Source organism: Pseudomonas sp. BF-R-01 (genome assembly GCF_019946615.1).
GTDB classification, from domain to species: Bacteria; Pseudomonadota; Gammaproteobacteria; order Pseudomonadales; family Pseudomonadaceae; genus Aquipseudomonas; species Aquipseudomonas migulae.
On record NZ_JAGYFX010000053.1, the window covers coordinates 1 to 15,720 of the forward strand.

Annotated in this window: 16 protein-coding genes; 8 read left to right on the forward strand and 8 right to left on the reverse strand. The window is 52.7% G+C overall.

The genetic code is table 11. The annotated features are described in order from the left end of the window. Positions 1 to 285: 285 nt before the first annotated feature. From KGB27_RS19270 to KGB27_RS19280, 3 genes are all read left to right on the forward strand, one after another. Positions 286 to 1,398 carry a DUF262 domain-containing protein gene (locus KGB27_RS19270; RefSeq protein ID WP_223555817.1) on the forward strand — a complete coding sequence of 371 codons (1,113 nt, stop codon included), beginning with the start codon at positions 286 to 288 and terminating at the stop codon, positions 1,396 to 1,398. Beyond that, positions 1,395 to 2,042, forward strand: a complete 648-nt coding sequence (locus tag KGB27_RS19275) for an MAE_28990/MAE_18760 family HEPN-like nuclease (protein ID WP_223555820.1) — start codon at positions 1,395 to 1,397, stop codon at positions 2,040 to 2,042. Before KGB27_RS19270 ends, KGB27_RS19275 begins: the two co-directional genes overlap by 4 nt. Positions 2,043 to 2,461: 419 nt before the next feature. Beyond that, entirely contained in the window at positions 2,462 to 2,734 is a 273-nt protein-coding gene (locus tag KGB27_RS19280) for a hypothetical protein (RefSeq protein ID WP_223555823.1), read from the forward strand. A gap of 162 nt (positions 2,735 to 2,896) precedes the next feature. Here the strand turns inward: KGB27_RS19280 and KGB27_RS19285 are convergent, their stop codons facing one another. The 5 genes from KGB27_RS19285 to KGB27_RS19305 all read right to left on the reverse strand — a co-directional run bounded on the left by KGB27_RS19285 (position 2,897) and on the right by KGB27_RS19305 (position 7,573). Then, positions 2,897 to 3,595, reverse strand: a complete 699-nt coding sequence (locus KGB27_RS19285; protein WP_223555826.1) for a DUF4145 domain-containing protein — start codon at positions 3,593 to 3,595, stop codon at positions 2,897 to 2,899. Between the two features lie 134 nt (positions 3,596 to 3,729). Next, entirely contained in the window at positions 3,730 to 4,329 is a 600-nt protein-coding gene (locus KGB27_RS19290; RefSeq protein WP_223555828.1) for a DUF4145 domain-containing protein, read from the reverse strand. 102 nt (positions 4,330 to 4,431) lie between these two features. Then, a complete protein-coding gene (locus KGB27_RS19295; protein ID WP_223555831.1) occupies positions 4,432 to 5,442 on the reverse strand; it encodes a putative phage abortive infection protein in 1,011 nt (336 codons plus the stop codon). A 158-nt stretch (positions 5,443 to 5,600) separates the two neighbouring features. Further along, a complete protein-coding gene (locus KGB27_RS19300; RefSeq protein ID WP_223555834.1) occupies positions 5,601 to 6,440 on the reverse strand; it encodes a hypothetical protein in 840 nt (279 codons plus the stop codon). Positions 6,441 to 6,754: 314 nt separating this feature from the next. After that, positions 6,755 to 7,573, reverse strand: a complete 819-nt coding sequence (locus KGB27_RS19305) for a GIY-YIG nuclease family protein (protein ID WP_223555837.1) — start codon at positions 7,571 to 7,573, stop codon at positions 6,755 to 6,757. 1,184 nt (positions 7,574 to 8,757) lie between these two features. Between KGB27_RS19305 and KGB27_RS19310 the strand changes: the two genes are divergently transcribed. From KGB27_RS19310 to KGB27_RS19320, 3 genes are all read left to right on the forward strand, one after another. Continuing rightward, entirely contained in the window at positions 8,758 to 9,159 is a 402-nt protein-coding gene (locus KGB27_RS19310) for a hypothetical protein (protein ID WP_223555840.1), read from the forward strand. 236 nt (positions 9,160 to 9,395) lie between these two features. Next, positions 9,396 to 10,901 (forward strand): DUF3300 domain-containing protein, encoded by a 1,506-nt coding sequence (locus tag KGB27_RS19315; protein ID WP_223555843.1) that lies wholly within the window; start codon positions 9,396 to 9,398, stop codon positions 10,899 to 10,901. 26 nt (positions 10,902 to 10,927) lie between these two features. Further along, a complete protein-coding gene (locus KGB27_RS19320; protein ID WP_223555845.1) occupies positions 10,928 to 11,815 on the forward strand; it encodes a DUF2950 domain-containing protein in 888 nt (295 codons plus the stop codon). A 126-nt stretch (positions 11,816 to 11,941) separates the two neighbouring features. On the opposite strand, the gene KGB27_RS19325 is transcribed toward KGB27_RS19320, so the two are convergent. Beyond that, the gene (locus KGB27_RS19325) at positions 11,942 to 12,154 is read right to left on the reverse strand and encodes a DUF1059 domain-containing protein (protein ID WP_008030813.1); all 213 of its coding nucleotides are present in this window, start codon (positions 12,152 to 12,154) and stop codon (positions 11,942 to 11,944) included. A 254-nt stretch (positions 12,155 to 12,408) separates the two neighbouring features. Between KGB27_RS19325 and KGB27_RS19330 the strand changes: the two genes are divergently transcribed. Next, positions 12,409 to 13,395, forward strand: coding sequence for a PDZ domain-containing protein (locus KGB27_RS19330; protein ID WP_223555869.1), 987 nt, complete (start codon positions 12,409 to 12,411; stop codon positions 13,393 to 13,395). 31 nt (positions 13,396 to 13,426) lie between these two features. Here the strand turns inward: KGB27_RS19330 and KGB27_RS19335 are convergent, their stop codons facing one another. Together KGB27_RS19335 and KGB27_RS19340 are read right to left on the reverse strand one after the other, a co-directional pair. Then, positions 13,427 to 13,753, reverse strand: coding sequence for an AzlD domain-containing protein (locus KGB27_RS19335; protein ID WP_223555848.1), 327 nt, complete (start codon positions 13,751 to 13,753; stop codon positions 13,427 to 13,429). Beyond that, positions 13,750 to 14,490, reverse strand: coding sequence for an AzlC family ABC transporter permease (locus KGB27_RS19340; RefSeq protein ID WP_223555850.1), 741 nt, complete (start codon positions 14,488 to 14,490; stop codon positions 13,750 to 13,752). The genes KGB27_RS19335 and KGB27_RS19340 overlap by 4 nt, the downstream gene beginning before the upstream one ends. A 215-nt stretch (positions 14,491 to 14,705) precedes the next feature. On the opposite strand from KGB27_RS19340, the gene KGB27_RS19345 reads away from it, so the two are divergent. Beyond that, the gene (locus KGB27_RS19345; RefSeq protein WP_223555852.1) at positions 14,706 to 15,659 is read left to right on the forward strand and encodes a LysR family transcriptional regulator; all 954 of its coding nucleotides are present in this window, start codon (positions 14,706 to 14,708) and stop codon (positions 15,657 to 15,659) included. The last annotated feature ends 61 nt before the right edge of the window (positions 15,660 to 15,720 follow it).

Consider the following 15,720-nt stretch of genomic DNA (forward strand, 5'->3'; position numbering starts at 1 on the left):
TCGCAGATTTGGATTGCATTAGTAATGTTTGCTATCGGCCAGGAGCGGCATATTCTGTGGTGCTTCAGGTTTACTACACGCCGATTATGCACAGGTATCTTTGGGTAAACACTGCGAGCGCCGCAGCGCGCGGGCCCTAGCAGTCACGACAACCCCGCGGGCATCATCACGTGGGCATTACTTGGCCTTGATTAGCGATAGTTTTTGCCCCAATTTTGCCCCGACATTTTCTCATTCGCTCCGAGATGATAGTCTCCTGATACAGCTTATTAGATGGAATTAAAGATGCTTACTGAAGAGATTCTAAACGCTCAGCGCCAAGTCCGGACTGACGCATACCAAATGTCGATTGGCGAAATCGTCGGCATGTATGACAACAAAGAAATCATCATTGACCCAGAGTTTCAGCGCCTTTTCCGGTGGGACATTGGTCAGAAGTCAAAACTGATTGAATCGTTGTTGCTTGGAATCCCGTTACCATCGATTTTCGTTTTTGAGCGGGACGATGGGGCTTGGGAGCTAATCGACGGCCTCCAGCGGATGTCGTCTATCCTTGAATTCATGGGGCGCTTACGCCACCCAGACGATGGGTTGCTCGCGCCGTCGGTCTTAGAAGCCACTAAGTATTTGCCTTCGCTACATAACGTAGTCTGGGAGTCTTCAGACCTCGTTGATCTTCCAGCAATAGACCAGAGGCCTCTCGACAAAACGCAACAGTTGGCCATTCGCCGGGCTCGACTCGGCGTCGAGATATTGAAACGCCCTAGCGATGACCAGACCAAGTACGACTTGTTCCAGCGGCTAAATGCGGGAGGCACCCAAGCAAACGCTCAGGAACTTCGGAACTGCATAATGCTGATGATCAACCGTGACTACTTTCGGTCTGTGAAGGCTTCGGCGGACCAAGACGTCTTTAGGAATGTGGTGTCTGTCAGCGATGAACAGGCTGAAAAGCAAAGACATATGGAGATGGCCGTGCGGTTCTTAGTCCATACCCACGTGCCGTACGATGGCCGCCTTGACGTCGAGGAGTATATCGACGAGGGAATCGTCACCCTATCGCAAAACGGAGATCCCGCCGGCGCAGCATTGCTGATCAATCAAACGTTCCAGCTCCTTAACGAGGTTGCTGGAAATAACGCGCTTAGACGCTTTCAAAATGGTGCACATGGCGGAAAAGTAGGCCTTGTCGGTCTAGAGGGGATAGCCGTAGGCGTGGCTAAAAATCTTCACGGGATCCTTGCTCTCGGACCTGTCGCGTCCCGAAGTTTCGTTAGAGAGAGAATGGAAAGCTTCTGGGTACAGCCGGAGACCGCGACCTTCACGTCACTCGGCCTCCGCGGCACAGTCCGTATTCAGCGTACAGTTCCATTCGGAGAGGCATGGTTCCGTCCATGAGCAAACCTTATACCGAGGCGAACTTCTCCGAGCAAATAACAGAAGACCGCAACTGGCGTATCAAAGAAATCTCCGACCTAAAGACGGCAATCAGGCGAGGTGACGAAGGCTTGCGTAGGGTACTGTTACGAGCCCTAGTTGCCATTTGTTATGCTCACTGGGAAGGCTACGTCAGGTTTTCTGCAAAGAAGTACCTGGAGCATGTGGCGTTGAGAAAATTCCAATACGGTGAACTTAATAGGCAGTTCTTCCGAAACTACTTTCTGCCGAGATTGGCCGCCCTCTCCACGTCGAAAGCTAGCATCGCAGACCGGAGTGCCTTAGTTGATGAGATTTTGAACTCCGCGGATCATCGCTTCGGCCGGGTGAACGAGGACTTAATCAATACAAAAGCGAACCTTAACTTTGAGGTATTTACAGATATCTGCTTAGTGTGTGGAGTCCCTCCAGAGCCTTTTGCAGACAAAGGTACGTTCATAGATGTTGTTCTCCTTAAACGAAGGAATGCCATTGCCCACGGTGAAAATACCTTAGTGGCACTCGCCGATCTGGACGAGATCACCAACGACTCTATTGGGCTAATGCGAGCCTTCGGTGACGCCTTGGAAAACCATGTGGTGCTGCAAACCTACAAAGCCGTTTAGTTGATGCTGCCTCCTCAGAGCGACAGAGGCCTTGGAACTCCCGTCGCTTTAGCGTCCGAATTTGGCCGATAACCGTCGCTCGCGGAAGGGGCATAACGGTCCTAGGACCACCTTAAAATTTCCTACAAAAACCTCGGAATGCGTCACCTTCCCCGCAGTCCTGATGAAGCCTATAGTCCGACACGTCGCCCAAAATGGCGATTCGGGTTTGGCGACCCGAGTTATGAGTGCGAGGGCCGTCTGCTCATTTGCAGGCGTCGTCGCAGCCGCAAAACAGCTGTACTATGGCAGTTGCGCGCGGGAGACCTTCGGGTCTGCCGGTTACTCATTCCCGGTTCGCCAACCTGCGCGCAACTGCCACCCTATTCGTTTGGCGACGATCTGTTGGCGGTCTCAACAAACTGAATGAGGTTTCATCTATGGAAAGATACATGCCCCTCACCGGAATCGACTTGGTTCCGGCCTCCCTGCTCATCGACACCCAAGCCCCACTCGACGTATTACAAGCCGCCGCTGACTACCGAATTCGCGCAGTTACTCAGGTGCTGGAGAACATTGCCTTTCGCGCCGAGATTGGTTGCGACACGGTGGTGTTGTCGGACTTCTCCAAACTCCTGGCCATTCCATTGCGCGATGGTTGTGACTTGATGGATGTGATCGGTCGGCGATTGCGGGCGCAGACGAAGGAGTGAATAAAAACGGGCGCTGAAGGCGCCCGGTTTCTGTCGCACGATAAAAAAGGTCCGCTTTCGACAAAAAGCGAACTTTAAATTGAAATTATTTCCTTCGGGAAAATAGGTGCATATAAATCTACGAAATACCCCATAGGTGCAAGCAGAAATAATGCAATCACATCATTCCCCTTTCCGCTCGGCTTCTTTTTGGGCGGCCACCGCTTTGATTTTGGCCATTCGCTGCAATCTTTCATAACGATGAACATACCATTCGGTAAACAACGTCTCGATTAAGGAAATAAGCAGCTCTGCCTCATCCAGATCGACATCAACTATTAGGCTAATATCCTTTTCCATATGGGCGCCAATATTTCCAAGCTTCCTTAATGAATCCATAGCATCCCACGTATCAGGATCAACCTTATCTTTGACTTTATCGATTTCATCGAATAAATTTTTGCCAGCGACACTCCAGAAATCTCTTATCATACCTTGAAGGCAACGGCGCGAAAGAGTAGCAGAGGCTTTGGGAGATAAATCTACAATAAGGCATGCTTCCTCATAGTCTTGTCGAATCAACTCTGGAATATAGTTTGGAAACACCTTTGCTTTTGATTGTGGGCAAAGCCGCCAAAATTTCTTTTCCGGCAAGTCACTCCACAGACCTGCAGCTGATTTTCTGTGATCACAAATTGAGACTCTAAATGTATATTCACGACACTCAGCGTTCGGGCAAACAATGACGAGAGATTTGACTGCTTGGTAGGCGTGACGGTTTCCAAGATTGAATTCAAATCGATTCCCCAAAAAGTCTTGATCTTCGCGAATAGTTGACTTACTTCCACAGTAAGGACATTCCCAATTTATTGCGCCTGACATTTTTCATCCTTATTTTTTATGACATTTTTAGATCTACGATATATCACTTTCAAATTTTCAGACACATCTAAATCAAGGTACTGACGGAGCGCAGCCCTTCGCGGCAATTCGGGCCTGCCAATATCGGCAAGTGTTCAAGGGGCTACGGGAATCATGCTTGGAAACTCGTAAATAAACCTAAGTAACATTTCAATAAATAAAATAAGGTCACGTGCGTCTTGCTCTGCCATTACGGCAATCTCATGAGTGGCCTCATTCCCCTTTCTTCGTATATGATCGACCCAATGTGTACCATTGGGAGGCACGAAGCCTTGCTCCGATAAAAAACTTACATATTCGATGAACTTTAATCCCTCCTGAGCCCCCTGCTGGACCGCTATATTCATTAGCATCTTGCGACAGAGAAGAACTGCTGCAGTAAAACAATTTTGACTAGAGGCTCGCCGGGCCTCTTCATACAATGCATATAGTCCATCAGGTACGTGCTGAACAGAGTTTCCTAATGGTGGAGTAGGGTAGCGCGCCCCGTTTGGGCTCATAAAGCTCGGCCCTCCGCAGTTTGGACAGATATAGATTCCTCCTGTCTGTTCCCCGCTTCCATCATTATGACGCCCAAGCTTGTATCCTCGAACCGAGGAGACATTTAAATCACAAAAACCACACACAAATAATTTATTAGGAAGTTCTTGGAGCGACCTCCAATTTACCGAACCTTCAGAAAAAAAACGATTCATCCTTATCTCTCTAGGGAATATATAATTTTATACTTAGCAACCCAAGGAACTAGGTATACCATTATGAAAAACCACAATAAAATCGATTACGCCTCAAGTATATTACCTTGGTAGATAATTTTTCATTTTTCTATCTAGAAGCCGCTGAAGTGCTGCTCGCTTCGTAATTCTTTTGTGTGCGGATTTAAAACGACCAGTAGCAAGAGGATGCCCGTAACTCCCTTGCCCCCTTATTATCGACACACCCCATAAATCCTCAAAACTTCTCCTATGCCCCTCAGAAATCCCTGTTAGAAAAAATCTATGCTGAAAAGTATTAGACGACATTAGCGCTGCTCGCAAGGGCTTATAATCAGGCATAAGAAGAGCTTGATAAAACAAATACTTCATTTCATAGACAGTGAGCTGCGAAGCGACTATTCGCCAATAATACTCACGCTTCTCAGGAAGGAAGCACTCCTCATCAATCATTACTAACAATGCGTTCAAAGTCTCGATATATCTAGTTTGCCTAACAAAAACCGATCGGCATGTTGTGTACAATATATAAATATATTCGTCTTTTTCTTCTTCGCCTTCTGGAAAGCTGACAATCTTATGTTTTGCCCATGCAACTTCAAACTTAGAAATCAAGTAACTCAACGCATCAACACCGCAGAGCCTGACTTCCGATCGATCATCCTTTTTTATTGAAAGACTTATAAGGTTTTCTTTATACAGCGCAAGAACTCGATAAAAAGAGTCTTCAAATTGCTGCTGTTGAAATGTTACACTTTGCTGCTTAATTTCTTTTCTAGTCTCTGAAAGCTCCGACCTTGTAAGTCTGAGATCTTCTCGCTGCAAAAAAATTGTTATAAGTAACCCGGCAAACCCAAGACCTGTAAACAACGCATTAAGTGCTCCAAAGCTATCTCCAAAAGTACCTGACTTGGCGATGGAGAGCTCATCAATTGGCCAAGTCGAAATTATCAGCGCACATGCATAGAGCCCCACGATAAGAGCAACACAAACCACGCACAAAAAAATTACTCGCTTTACATTCAACGACGGTATTGCATCATCGCTTGTATCAGGTTCCGTATGATAAAAAAACCCAATAGACTTCGACTTCATCCTTACCCCCTTCCTTGCTTACAATTTGAAAAACGGAAAACGGGGTCAGACCACATTTAGGATAATGGTGGTCTGCCCCACCCCTATTTTTAATAAAAATTCTTCAACACTACAGCCACTTCAATTTCACAACCTTGTTCTTTGGGGCTGAACAAACTTCAGTTGAAACCGCGATACAGCAAAAAACGATGACGGTGTTTTTTTTCATAAATACACAGATCTGAATAATCTAAAGTCCATTCTAGTTTCGCATTCCGAGGCACATCTTTATGCACGCCATCGTACAGACCTTTCAAAAAAACTGGATTATCAAGATTAGAATCCAACTCACGAATTACGCGAGCATATTTTGAAGCGGTGAAGACCACATGAACAGGGTGTCCAGAAGTGGCGATCAATGATGAGACCACGACGGATCCAGACTGAACACTTCGGCAGGTGTGCATATCAAAGATGTCCCACAATCGTTTTCTCTCTTCACTCATCAGTTCCCCAGCGATATCGAAAACAGAATGATCAAATATTCCGACTACAATGAATTCTTCACGTGTAATACGGGCAAACAAAACATCATTCGTCCTGTTGGCATACCCTTTTTCTTCAAGGACTGTACCCAAGTGAAAATGATAGAACCCCATAGTATTCAGCAAAAAATCTTTGTCAGCCCAGCGATCCACGCCTTTCACCTGCGCCGATGTGGCTGGACTATAACCTTTGGAGTGAGGTTGAAGGGACATATTTGGCGCTAGATTTTCACCTCTGCTTACTTTTTCAAGAAAATGCTTTATTTGCTTATTAAGTAGTTTCCAACGGTGATCAGCTGTGACTACAGGTTCAATTATAACTTTTCTTGCCCGCACCGACACATATCGACTAGCCCAATTGAGATAATGAATCAAAAGTGTGGCTAAAGGCATATATTCAAGAGCCTCCTTTGTCTCCCGACTATTGGGAAATTTAGGAAGTGTATTAATCATCTCAGCCCGAAACTTAATCACTCGCTTCGACTCCCTCATACGCCTCCAGAAAATAGCGTAACCAAATGTAAACCATGCATAACAATCTCAGTCTACGGGCGATCACGTAGGTGTTAGGGGACATCGCCTTCCGCATCAAGAATGGTTCTGACAAGGTGCATGCTATCTGATCTCTCCAAACTGCTTGCCCATCGGGTGCTTGATGAATATGCTCGCCCATCGTTTACACAGGTGACTAAAAAAACGGGCATCTCGTCAGGCTCCGTGCTTCAGTGAGGTATAACGCGAATAAGCCCTGACCTCGATGCTGCAAGGTCAATTCAATCGCCGGGCTGCTAATTGATATTGAGTCCAAACCGCCGCGTCAGTAGCTTTTCCTTCCACTCCCCTTCTCTGGCGATGATCTCCGTCTCTCCCGCAGCGGATGAAGACACCTCAAGTATTGCGACTTGAAAATCGTGTTCTTCCAGCGCCTTCAGCCCAATATTTCCGCCATGGCCGGTCGCAAAATATTCCTGCCACCGCGCCCAGAAACCGTCCGCGCCGTAAGCAGAACCCACGTAAAGTCGGCCAGTTTTAAGACACGTCAAAGCATACACACCCCGAACCACTGACAGCGCTGTGCGCCAAGAGGTTGGGATCGAACTCAGTTCTCGAATAGGCCACCGAAACGAGCCAAATCCCGGGAATGGCGGCTCAATCGCGACTCGGCGCATTTCCAACACTTTTTTATCCTGGTTATCCGCTCGCTGCACCCAACTGCGCAATCCAGGTCCCCATTCAATCACCAGTCGCCCTGCGTAATCGCAAAGACTGTCATCGGGTTGCAGGTCATACAGGTGCAATCCGCTGACATCTTCGCCAGTCACTGGGTCCTTCGTTCCCAAAGGGACGGTGGATTGACCGACAACCCGGTAAATACCCGCGAACAGCGTTTCGTTAAGCGGGGTAGCGACAAACGCTGCCACCCAGTCAGCATTGCTGAAGACATCTCTTGCCTGGATGGATTGGTATTCGTCAAATCGCCCATCACCCGCTACCCAGAGGTCGTAAGGTGTCCTACCGCGCGAAGCGCGCTGATCTTGATGCCGAACCAGTCGGACCCTTGATAAATCCAAACCTACGCTGTTCAAGAAAAAGTTGAATGTGACCACGCTAGCTCTCTTTTTATGTGCGATTGGGGTCGATAGGCAATGTTGACCAAACAGCGCTTTCAACTGAAAAGGAGACAGATTTATTTCTCATCAAAATCAAAATGTAGACGCACGAGCAGTATCAGACATCCAAAAAGGCTCGGACCGCAAACGGTGAGCAAACTGCCGTTATTGCCGGTTCTCGTACGCCCGTCGCCCCGACAGAGCCTCCCATAGCATAACGAGCCCTACTACGACGGTTAAAATGAAAAACATGACTTTTTGCAGCAGATACAAAACAAAGCGCTCTGGTTGTTCGTCGAATACAAGGTGTTCGTTAATCGTGTTTCGACGAGGCCCTGTCAATGCGTCTAATTGCCAAGTGGTCAGAGCGTCATATAGTTCCAGAGCCAACACCAAAGCAACGAGTAGTAATAACAGTGCACCGATGAAACGGTAAATGCGGGTGCGATATCCTGAGATCACAGAAGCTCCATCTTTCTAATCAGCTGATAACGTGGCGGCGGTTCATAGTGGTACCTGAGGGCGGCCATACGACAGGTCAGATATTCCTCGGGGCAAAAAACATTCACGAAGTAGACATTGCGCTTCTCGCTAGACGCCAAAGAAGACAGTCTATTCAACCGTGAACTGGTCCAGCAACAGCATAGTCCCCATGACTAGCACTACCCATCCCGCGCACAGGCCGACTCAGTTGCCGGGGCTTGCTCGCGATGGTCTTGAACGTAGCCGCGGGGTTCCTGGAGTAACGCGGGGTTCTTTGGTCCATCGCGAGCAAGCTCGCTCCTACAGTTTGTGCAGCTGACAGAGATGACTGCCCACAAGCACCCGTTTTTCTACGGTTTCAATCTGTGCCTTGAGGCGAAGGGATCCATTTACGAGCCCGCTGAGCGAAGCCATTTCACAAAAAAATATGTGAAGCCTTTCATACGGTACAAACCGCTAAGTATGCCCAAATCCCGAATCGTCACACTTGGCCTGCTCGCCTTTGATACGCAATGTAATCAATGCGCTGCCACGTTCCGGCTGCCGGGGCTGCACCCCATCATCACACTCACCAGAGACATGCCGCTCGCCCTATCAATGCCGTCAATGGTCACCATCACTTCAATGAAGTTCTCTTAAAAAATCCGCGGCGTAACATCTGCTCCATACCAACCAACAACACCCCGGAGCACACGATCATGAAACGCCAAACCATTCTCAGCATCGCTTTCTCGGTATTTGCAGTTAACGCTTTCGCCGCTACCTCGACTCACCCGGTTGTCGCTGAAGGCGGCTCGGATCGTCTGATTGAAAGTCGTGTGGCTGAAGGTGGTTCGGATCGTTTGATCGAGAATCGTGTGGCCGAAGGTGGTTCGGATCGTTTGATCGAGAATCGTGTTGCTGAAGGTGGCTCCGACCGCCTGATCGAAAACCGCGTTGCCGAAGGTGGCTCGGATCGCCTGATCGAAAACCGCGTTGCTGAAGGTGGCTCGGATCGTCTGATCGAAAACCGCGTTGCTGAAGGTGGCTCCGACCGCCTGATCGAAAACCGTGTTGCCGAAGGTGGCTCGGATCGCCTGATCGAAAACCGCGCTGTATAAACAAATCGCGTCAACGCAATACCGAAAAAGCCCGGCCTGATCAGCCGGGCTTTTTCGTGCGGGCGCAAAACACAGTCAGTCACACAAGTCTGCAACCCAAAAACCACCACACAAAACTCATGGCGAAAAATATCTTAGCTACTACCCTTAGCCTGAGGCATTGAGGCTACCCGCTTTCACCTTCCCGACATTGATCCTGTCGTTTCAAACCTGCCTGGCCACATGGAGGCCGCGCGATGAGCATTCCGTTGTTTTTCGCGATGTCAGCCGTACTGTTTCTGAGCAGCCCTGCCCTTCTCGCGCAGCCAGTGGAGGCGGCCGCAAATGCAGCCGAGCCGGCGCCCGTCGCGGCGGCGGTCAAAGACGCGGTGTTTACCGAAGAGCAGTTGGATCAAATGTTGGCGCCCATTGCGCTTTACCCGGACCCGTTGCTGGCTCAGGTGCTGATGGCCACAACTTATCCTGGGGAAGTCACCGAGGCGGTGACCTGGTCCAAGGCGCACCCCGATGCCAAGGGTGATGATGCGGTCAAACAAGTGGCTAGCCAGCCGTGGGATCCGAGCGTGCAGGCGTTGGTGGCTTTTCCGCAGGTCCTTGCAACGCTGGGACAGGATCCCGTTTGGGTACAGCGCCTGGGTGATGCATTCCTGGCGCAGCCCGACGATGTCATGGAGGGTGTGCAACGCTTGCGTCATCAGGCGCAAGCAGCCGGCAACCTGCAGAGCAACCAGTATCAGAATGTGACGGTTCAGGCCGCGGCGCCACCCGCACCCGCACCAGCCCCCTCAGCGCCAGCGCCGGCTCAGCTCCCTGCCAACAACACCACCATTATCATTGAGCCCTCCGATCCGCAGGTGGTGTACGTCCCCACCTACAACCCGACAACAACCTATGGCACTTGGGCCTACCCGACTTCACCTCCTGTTTACTACCCTCCGCCGCCCGCCTATTACCCCGGTTCGGCATTGATGGCCGGGCTGGCGTTTGGGACCGGCGTCGCGATCGTCGCCTCTTTGTGGGGTGAATGTGACTGGGGCAATAACGATGTCGACATCGACATCGACCGCTACAACAACATCAACCGCAATAACCAGATCACCAATAACAATTGGCAGCACAACTCCATTCATCGCGATGGCGTGCCCTATCGCGACAACAGGAGCCGCCAACAGTACGGTCGCCAACTGGATGGTGCCAACCAGCGTGATGCCTATCGCGGGGACAATGCCCAGCGCGCCCAGGCCCGTGAAAAAGCCCGAAGCTCGATGGACAGGCACGGTATCGAGCGACCTGCGACCAGTAACCGCGAAGCCCGTGATCGAGCGAGTGCCGCCCAGACTGCGGGCCTCAATCGCAAGCAAGCCGGTACAGACAGACCGAAGGTGGCTGACAGGAGCCAAGGCGCAGACAGACCGAAGGCAGCTGACAGGGGCCAAGGTACAGCCCGAAACACTCGCGAGAGTCAGCAGCCCAGAAGACAGACCGCCGACGCCAATCAGCGTGCCCAGACGCGCCAAACGGCGCCACAACGGGCGCCACAACGACCCGCCGCCAGTCAGGGCGGCGCCCGCAACAACGCATTCGCCGGCGCCCGCGCACCGTCCCAAACCAGCGCGCAGGTCAATCGTGGGCGGGCCAGTCAGGCATCCGCGCAACGTCCCAGTGCGGCGCGATCAGCTGGCCATCAGGTCAGCCGGCCATCCAGTCCGCCTGCGCGTCAAAGGGGGGGGGGCCGTCGTTGAAACACTATCCTCGAATGAATACGCTCATGGGCCTGCCCGCTCATGCCTTGGTGATCGCTGCCGGCTTGGCATGGTCGTGCGTTGTCACGGCACAGCAGGTATTTCCCACGCCAGAAAAAGCCGCTCAAGCGTTCGTCGACGCATTGGGTACGGAACACGCCGATCAGGCACGCCTGACAGAGTTGCTGGGCAGTGAATGGCGCAGTTTCATCCCGCGTGAAGGCGTGGAACGCAGTGATGTGGATGCGTTCATCAAGCAATACCACGAGCAGCATGCCATTGAAAAAGCCAGCGACCGCAAGGCGATCCTGTCGGTGGGCAATGACCACTGGACATTGCCGATCCCCATGACAAAAGTGGAGAAAGGTTGGCGCTTTGACATTAAGGCCGGCAGCGCAGAAATCCGTGTCCGTCGTATTGGCCGCAACGAACTGGCCGCGTTGCAATCGGCGCTGACGTACCACGACGCCCAGATGGACTACGCATCAGAGGACCGTGACGGTGACGGCGCCCTTGAGTATGCGCAGAAGTTTTTCAGCACCGCCGGCAAGCACGACGGGCTCTATTGGCAGGACGACGACAGCGGTCAGATCAGCCCTCTGGGCCCCTTGTTCGGCCAACGCATTGCCGACGAAGACTGGCACGGTTATCACTTTCGCATCCTTGAAGGCCAGGGCCCTTCGGCACCGGGTGGCGCCTACAGCTACCTTATCGGTGACAAGATGAGTCGCGGTTTTGCCCTGATCGCCTGGCCGACGAAATATAAAGACACCGGGGTGATGAGTTTCATGATCAGTCATGAAGGCCAAGTGTTCGAGAAAGACTTGGGACCTGACGGTTACAAGCTGGCGCAGTCGATGAAACGGTTTGATCCAGACGACAGTTGGAAGGAGGTGGAAGATCAGAAGCAGTAGTATTTTTCCGCCCCGCCGGCCCGTTACCGGGTAGTACCTTTTAATCCCCCGGGACCTTTGAGGGCGCCCATAGAAAAACGGGACAGACGACAATTCTCATCTAATCGCAGCCTGTCCCTTTTTATGCTAAACCGAGCGCGGTGCTTCAACGGGAGGGGTGCCGTCGTGAAACATCGTTTTCAGTTGAGCACGCAGTTCCGGTGAGTCGGTGTGTTTGTGAACACTCACCGCATGCTGTGCGGCAGCCTCGAGCAGTTCGTTTTCAGAGTCTGCGCAGAGCGCGACCGAGCATTTGGTATCGCTTGGAAACTCGCGGCAGTCGATGTATTTACGCGCCATGATCTTCTCCTCTCGTGAACGACCACTCGACGTAGGTCGCATCGAGTGTGCTGACGTTTGAAGTATAGGCCCGCCAAAAGGCGCGACCCGATGTCGAGCGTCCGCAGCCCTGGCGTCAAAAAAACACGGTAGCGCTGTGCTATCAGCTTGGTTTACTTTGCCGCGACAACGCTGAATTTCTGGCACTTGCCGTAAGAATCTCTGGGGAAAAGACAATGGACACACGCCTTAAGAACGTGGGACGAATCTTGGGCGTGACGGCGATGATGTCATCACTGAGCGGTTGCATCGTTGATCAACTGGACCCGTTTTACTATATGTACGGCGCTGCCGTGCAGGCATCGGGAGGATACGACGACGTGCCTGCCGGTACTACGCAGGCTCCATTAGCGGCAGATCAAAACGCTAACATGCAGCGCCTCATCGACCGCGAGACGCCCGACCGCTATCGCTCGCGTAGCTGCGAGTACATTGAAATGTCCCTCATCGAAGCGGCGGGCTATATGACCAGCACCAATGCGCTGGTCAAACAGCTTGCGGAGGCCCGTAAAGTTGCGGCCAGCCCGGCCTGGCAGGAGAAAGGCTGCAAAACGGCCAATTTCCCGGGGGGCAAAATCGGTATCGCCATGGAAACCGTCGACGCACAGAAAGCGTCGCTGTATTCCATGCCGACCAGCGGCGTAGTGGTCTACAACGTTGGCGCCGGCAGCCCGGCGCAGCAGGGCGGAATACTGACTAATGATTTAATCGTGGCGGTCAATGAGCAGCCTGTCGCCGACTCCGTAGAGTTCCGTTTGCAGTTGGCCAAGGCGCCCATAGGCTCCACGGTCAACCTCAAGGTCTGGCGTTACCAGGCGTTTCAGACTCTGCCCGTGGTGGTCGGGCCCGGAGGTACGCCCGTTTCGATGTTACCGGTGAGCACATCGGCGGCGCAAAACACTGCGCCCTCCTCCAACCTGCAAGGCATGAACCTCGGCGAGGTGAATTCTTCTTATGCCAAGGCTGCGGGCTTGCCGTCGGCACAGGGTGCCTGGGTGATCGACACGGTCAAAGGCAGCGCGGCGGACAAAGCCGGCATCAAGCCATTGGATGTCATTGTCGAAATCGGCGGCCAGGAAGTCGCCAGTGCCCAAGACGTCGCTGACATCTCATCGCGCATGCGCGTCGGCTACAAAGCGACCGTGAGCGTCTGGCGCAACCAGGCGAAACGCGACGTGAAAATGGTCCTGAAAACTGACTGAACCTTCGGGTGTTGCGTTTCGTCCAGGAGCGCTACAGCCCGATAAACTTGAATAACCACACCCCTCCCATCCCGACCGCCAGTGTCAGGACTGTATTGCGAGTTTGCCAGGCGACCCAGGCCGCGATAATGGCGGCGGGTATCTGCGGGTTGTTCAACACGAACTCATTCTGCCCGTTGGGGTACACCACCGCGGGCAGCACAAGGGCCGCCAGCACACTCGCCGGTACGTAAAGCAAGGCCCGACTCAGCAATGCCGGGATGCGCAGCCGGCCATACAGTTCGACAAAGGAAAGGCGCATGGCGAAGGTTCCCAGGCCGACCGCCAGGAACATCCCCCACAAGGCTAAATCATTCATGGTGTCTCCCTCTCCACGTCATGGATTCGTGCCTCGCTCAATGGGCGCTTGCGAACCGTCTCGATCAACAATCCCGCCATGACCCCGCCGATGGAAGCGGTGACCAACCCAAGGTTGTAGGGCATGTTGATCGCCAACACCGCGAGCATCCCTCCGACCACCGCGGCCCCCAGGCTCGCCGCGTTACGTATGCCGGGCACCAGAAGCGCCAGAAAGGAAAGCGGTATGGCAAAGCTCAACGACCAGGTTTCGGGGATGCTTGCGCCCAGGTAGACGCCCGCCAATACCGACAATTGCCAGGACAACCACATGGCCACGGCGGTGCCTGCATAGTAGTGATGTGCGAATGCCCCCAGCTCGCCTGAAGACAGTTTGAGACTGCACAGCGCGTAGGACTGGTCAGAAAGCATGTAGGACAAAGGCCACGTCCAGCGCTTGGGCAAGTGGTGCATGTAAGGCGCCAGTGACGCGCTGTACATGATGAAGCGCAAGTTGATGACCAACGCAGTGACGACAATCGCCAGCGGCACAACCCCCGTATGCAGCAGTTGCAGCGCAACCATCTGCGCGGAACCCGAGTAGAACAGCAGCGTCATGCCCATGGTCGTGCCGGGCGACATGCCCATGTTGATCGCCATGACTCCCGTCAGCAGGCCGAAAGGAACGACACCGGGACTTAATGGAATGAGCGCCCGGACACCTTGCATGAACGCTTCCGTTGCTGTTCGGTACGGCATTTCGACTCCTTGGTCTGGTGTTCGCGCTGGCGGTTCGATGGGCCGTGACGCCAGCCATTCCGCTGCGCGATACAGGGTAAGCTGGGGCTATTGCACGCCATCTGCTCAGATCTTTGCCTGGCCCATGGTCCGCAGCCCTTCGTGCGGTAGAGTGTGGACCCGGAGCCCGATGGGCAGAACCGACTTTTTTTTCGAGAAAACAGGTAGTTTTTGTTATGGCTAAAAGCTCACAGCCTGATCAGGCCCTGCTCTCAATGCCGTCCTTCAAGGCCATGAGATCCTTCGTGGCCGCTGCCAAATATCGGAACTTCACCCGGGCCGCCGAGGCATTGTGCGTCACCCAGGCGGCTATCAGCCGTCAGATTCGCGAGCTGGAACTCTATTTGGGCACCGAGTTGTTCACGCGCACCGGGAGGGAAGTCAGGCTGACAGCCTCGGGCACAGCGCTCTTCGATGCTGCGCAGCTGTCCTTGCTCAACATCTTTCAAGCAACCGAAAGAATCCGTCGGGAAAAAAGCGACAAGCGCACCCTGACGCTTTGCTGCTCGCCTGCCCTATCGGCGCTTTGGTTATCCCACAGGCTCAAAGACTTCTTCAGCGCCAATCCCGATGTCGACCTGAATGTCATCACCACCCAGCATTTTCTGGTGATGGAGCCCGGAATCATTCCGGACATTTTCATCACCCAGACCAGTGATCTGCGCCCCGGCTATCTGCGAGTCCCCTTGTTTCACGAAGTCGTCTATCCCGTGTGCACGCCTGGTTATCTGGAAGCGCATCCAGAACTGAGGACTTTGGAGGGCATGCGCAACAGCGTCCTGCTGGACCTGAACCCTTATGGCCGTTCCCAGTTGACGGAACAGGTCGACTGGAATGTGTGGTTCGCTTTCCAGTCCCATGACCTGAAGATCCCGGCCTCGGAAAATCCGCACTACTTCAGCAGCAACGACTACAGCCTTCTGGTGCAAATGGCGCTGGACAATCAAGGTGTCGCCTTGGGTTGGGATCATCTGGTGAGGCATCTGGTACAGCAGGGGCGCCTGGTTCGGCCGGTGACGGAAGAGCTGACGCTCAGAGAGGCGGTTCAGTATTTGATGATTAATGAGAAGAAGGCGGATGATCCTGCGTGCGGGCGTTTGAAGGACTGGCTGGTTGCTCAGTTCAAGTGAGTGATTTGCGAAGATGGCAGCTGAATAGCCGCCCCTGAAAAACACCAGACGATGAAAAGCC

Excerpts from the sequence above, each read along its gene's own strand:
- KGB27_RS19270 (WP_223555817.1), top strand. The coding sequence starts at position 286 with ATGCTTACTGAAGAGATTCTAAACGCTCAGCGCCAAGTCCGGACTGAC.
- KGB27_RS19275 (WP_223555820.1), top strand. The coding sequence starts at position 1,395 with ATGAGCAAACCTTATACCGAGGCGAACTTCTCCGAGCAAATAACAGAA.
- KGB27_RS19280 (WP_223555823.1), top strand. The coding sequence starts at position 2,462 with ATGGAAAGATACATGCCCCTCACCGGAATCGACTTGGTTCCGGCCTCC.
- KGB27_RS19285 (WP_223555826.1), bottom strand. The coding sequence starts at position 3,595 with ATGTCAGGCGCAATAAATTGGGAATGTCCTTACTGTGGAAGTAAGTCA.
- KGB27_RS19290 (WP_223555828.1), bottom strand. The coding sequence starts at position 4,329 with ATGAATCGTTTTTTTTCTGAAGGTTCGGTAAATTGGAGGTCGCTCCAA.
- KGB27_RS19295 (WP_223555831.1), bottom strand. The coding sequence starts at position 5,442 with ATGAAGTCGAAGTCTATTGGGTTTTTTTATCATACGGAACCTGATACA.
- KGB27_RS19310 (WP_223555840.1), top strand. The coding sequence starts at position 8,758 with ATGAAACGCCAAACCATTCTCAGCATCGCTTTCTCGGTATTTGCAGTT.
- KGB27_RS19315 (WP_223555843.1), top strand. The coding sequence starts at position 9,396 with ATGAGCATTCCGTTGTTTTTCGCGATGTCAGCCGTACTGTTTCTGAGC.
- KGB27_RS19320 (WP_223555845.1), top strand. The coding sequence starts at position 10,928 with ATGGGCCTGCCCGCTCATGCCTTGGTGATCGCTGCCGGCTTGGCATGG.
- KGB27_RS19325 (WP_008030813.1), bottom strand. The coding sequence starts at position 12,154 with ATGGCGCGTAAATACATCGACTGCCGCGAGTTTCCAAGCGATACCAAA.
- KGB27_RS19335 (WP_223555848.1), bottom strand. The coding sequence starts at position 13,753 with ATGAATGATTTAGCCTTGTGGGGGATGTTCCTGGCGGTCGGCCTGGGA.
- KGB27_RS19340 (WP_223555850.1), bottom strand. The coding sequence starts at position 14,490 with ATGCCGTACCGAACAGCAACGGAAGCGTTCATGCAAGGTGTCCGGGCG.
- KGB27_RS19345 (WP_223555852.1), top strand. The coding sequence starts at position 14,706 with ATGGCTAAAAGCTCACAGCCTGATCAGGCCCTGCTCTCAATGCCGTCC.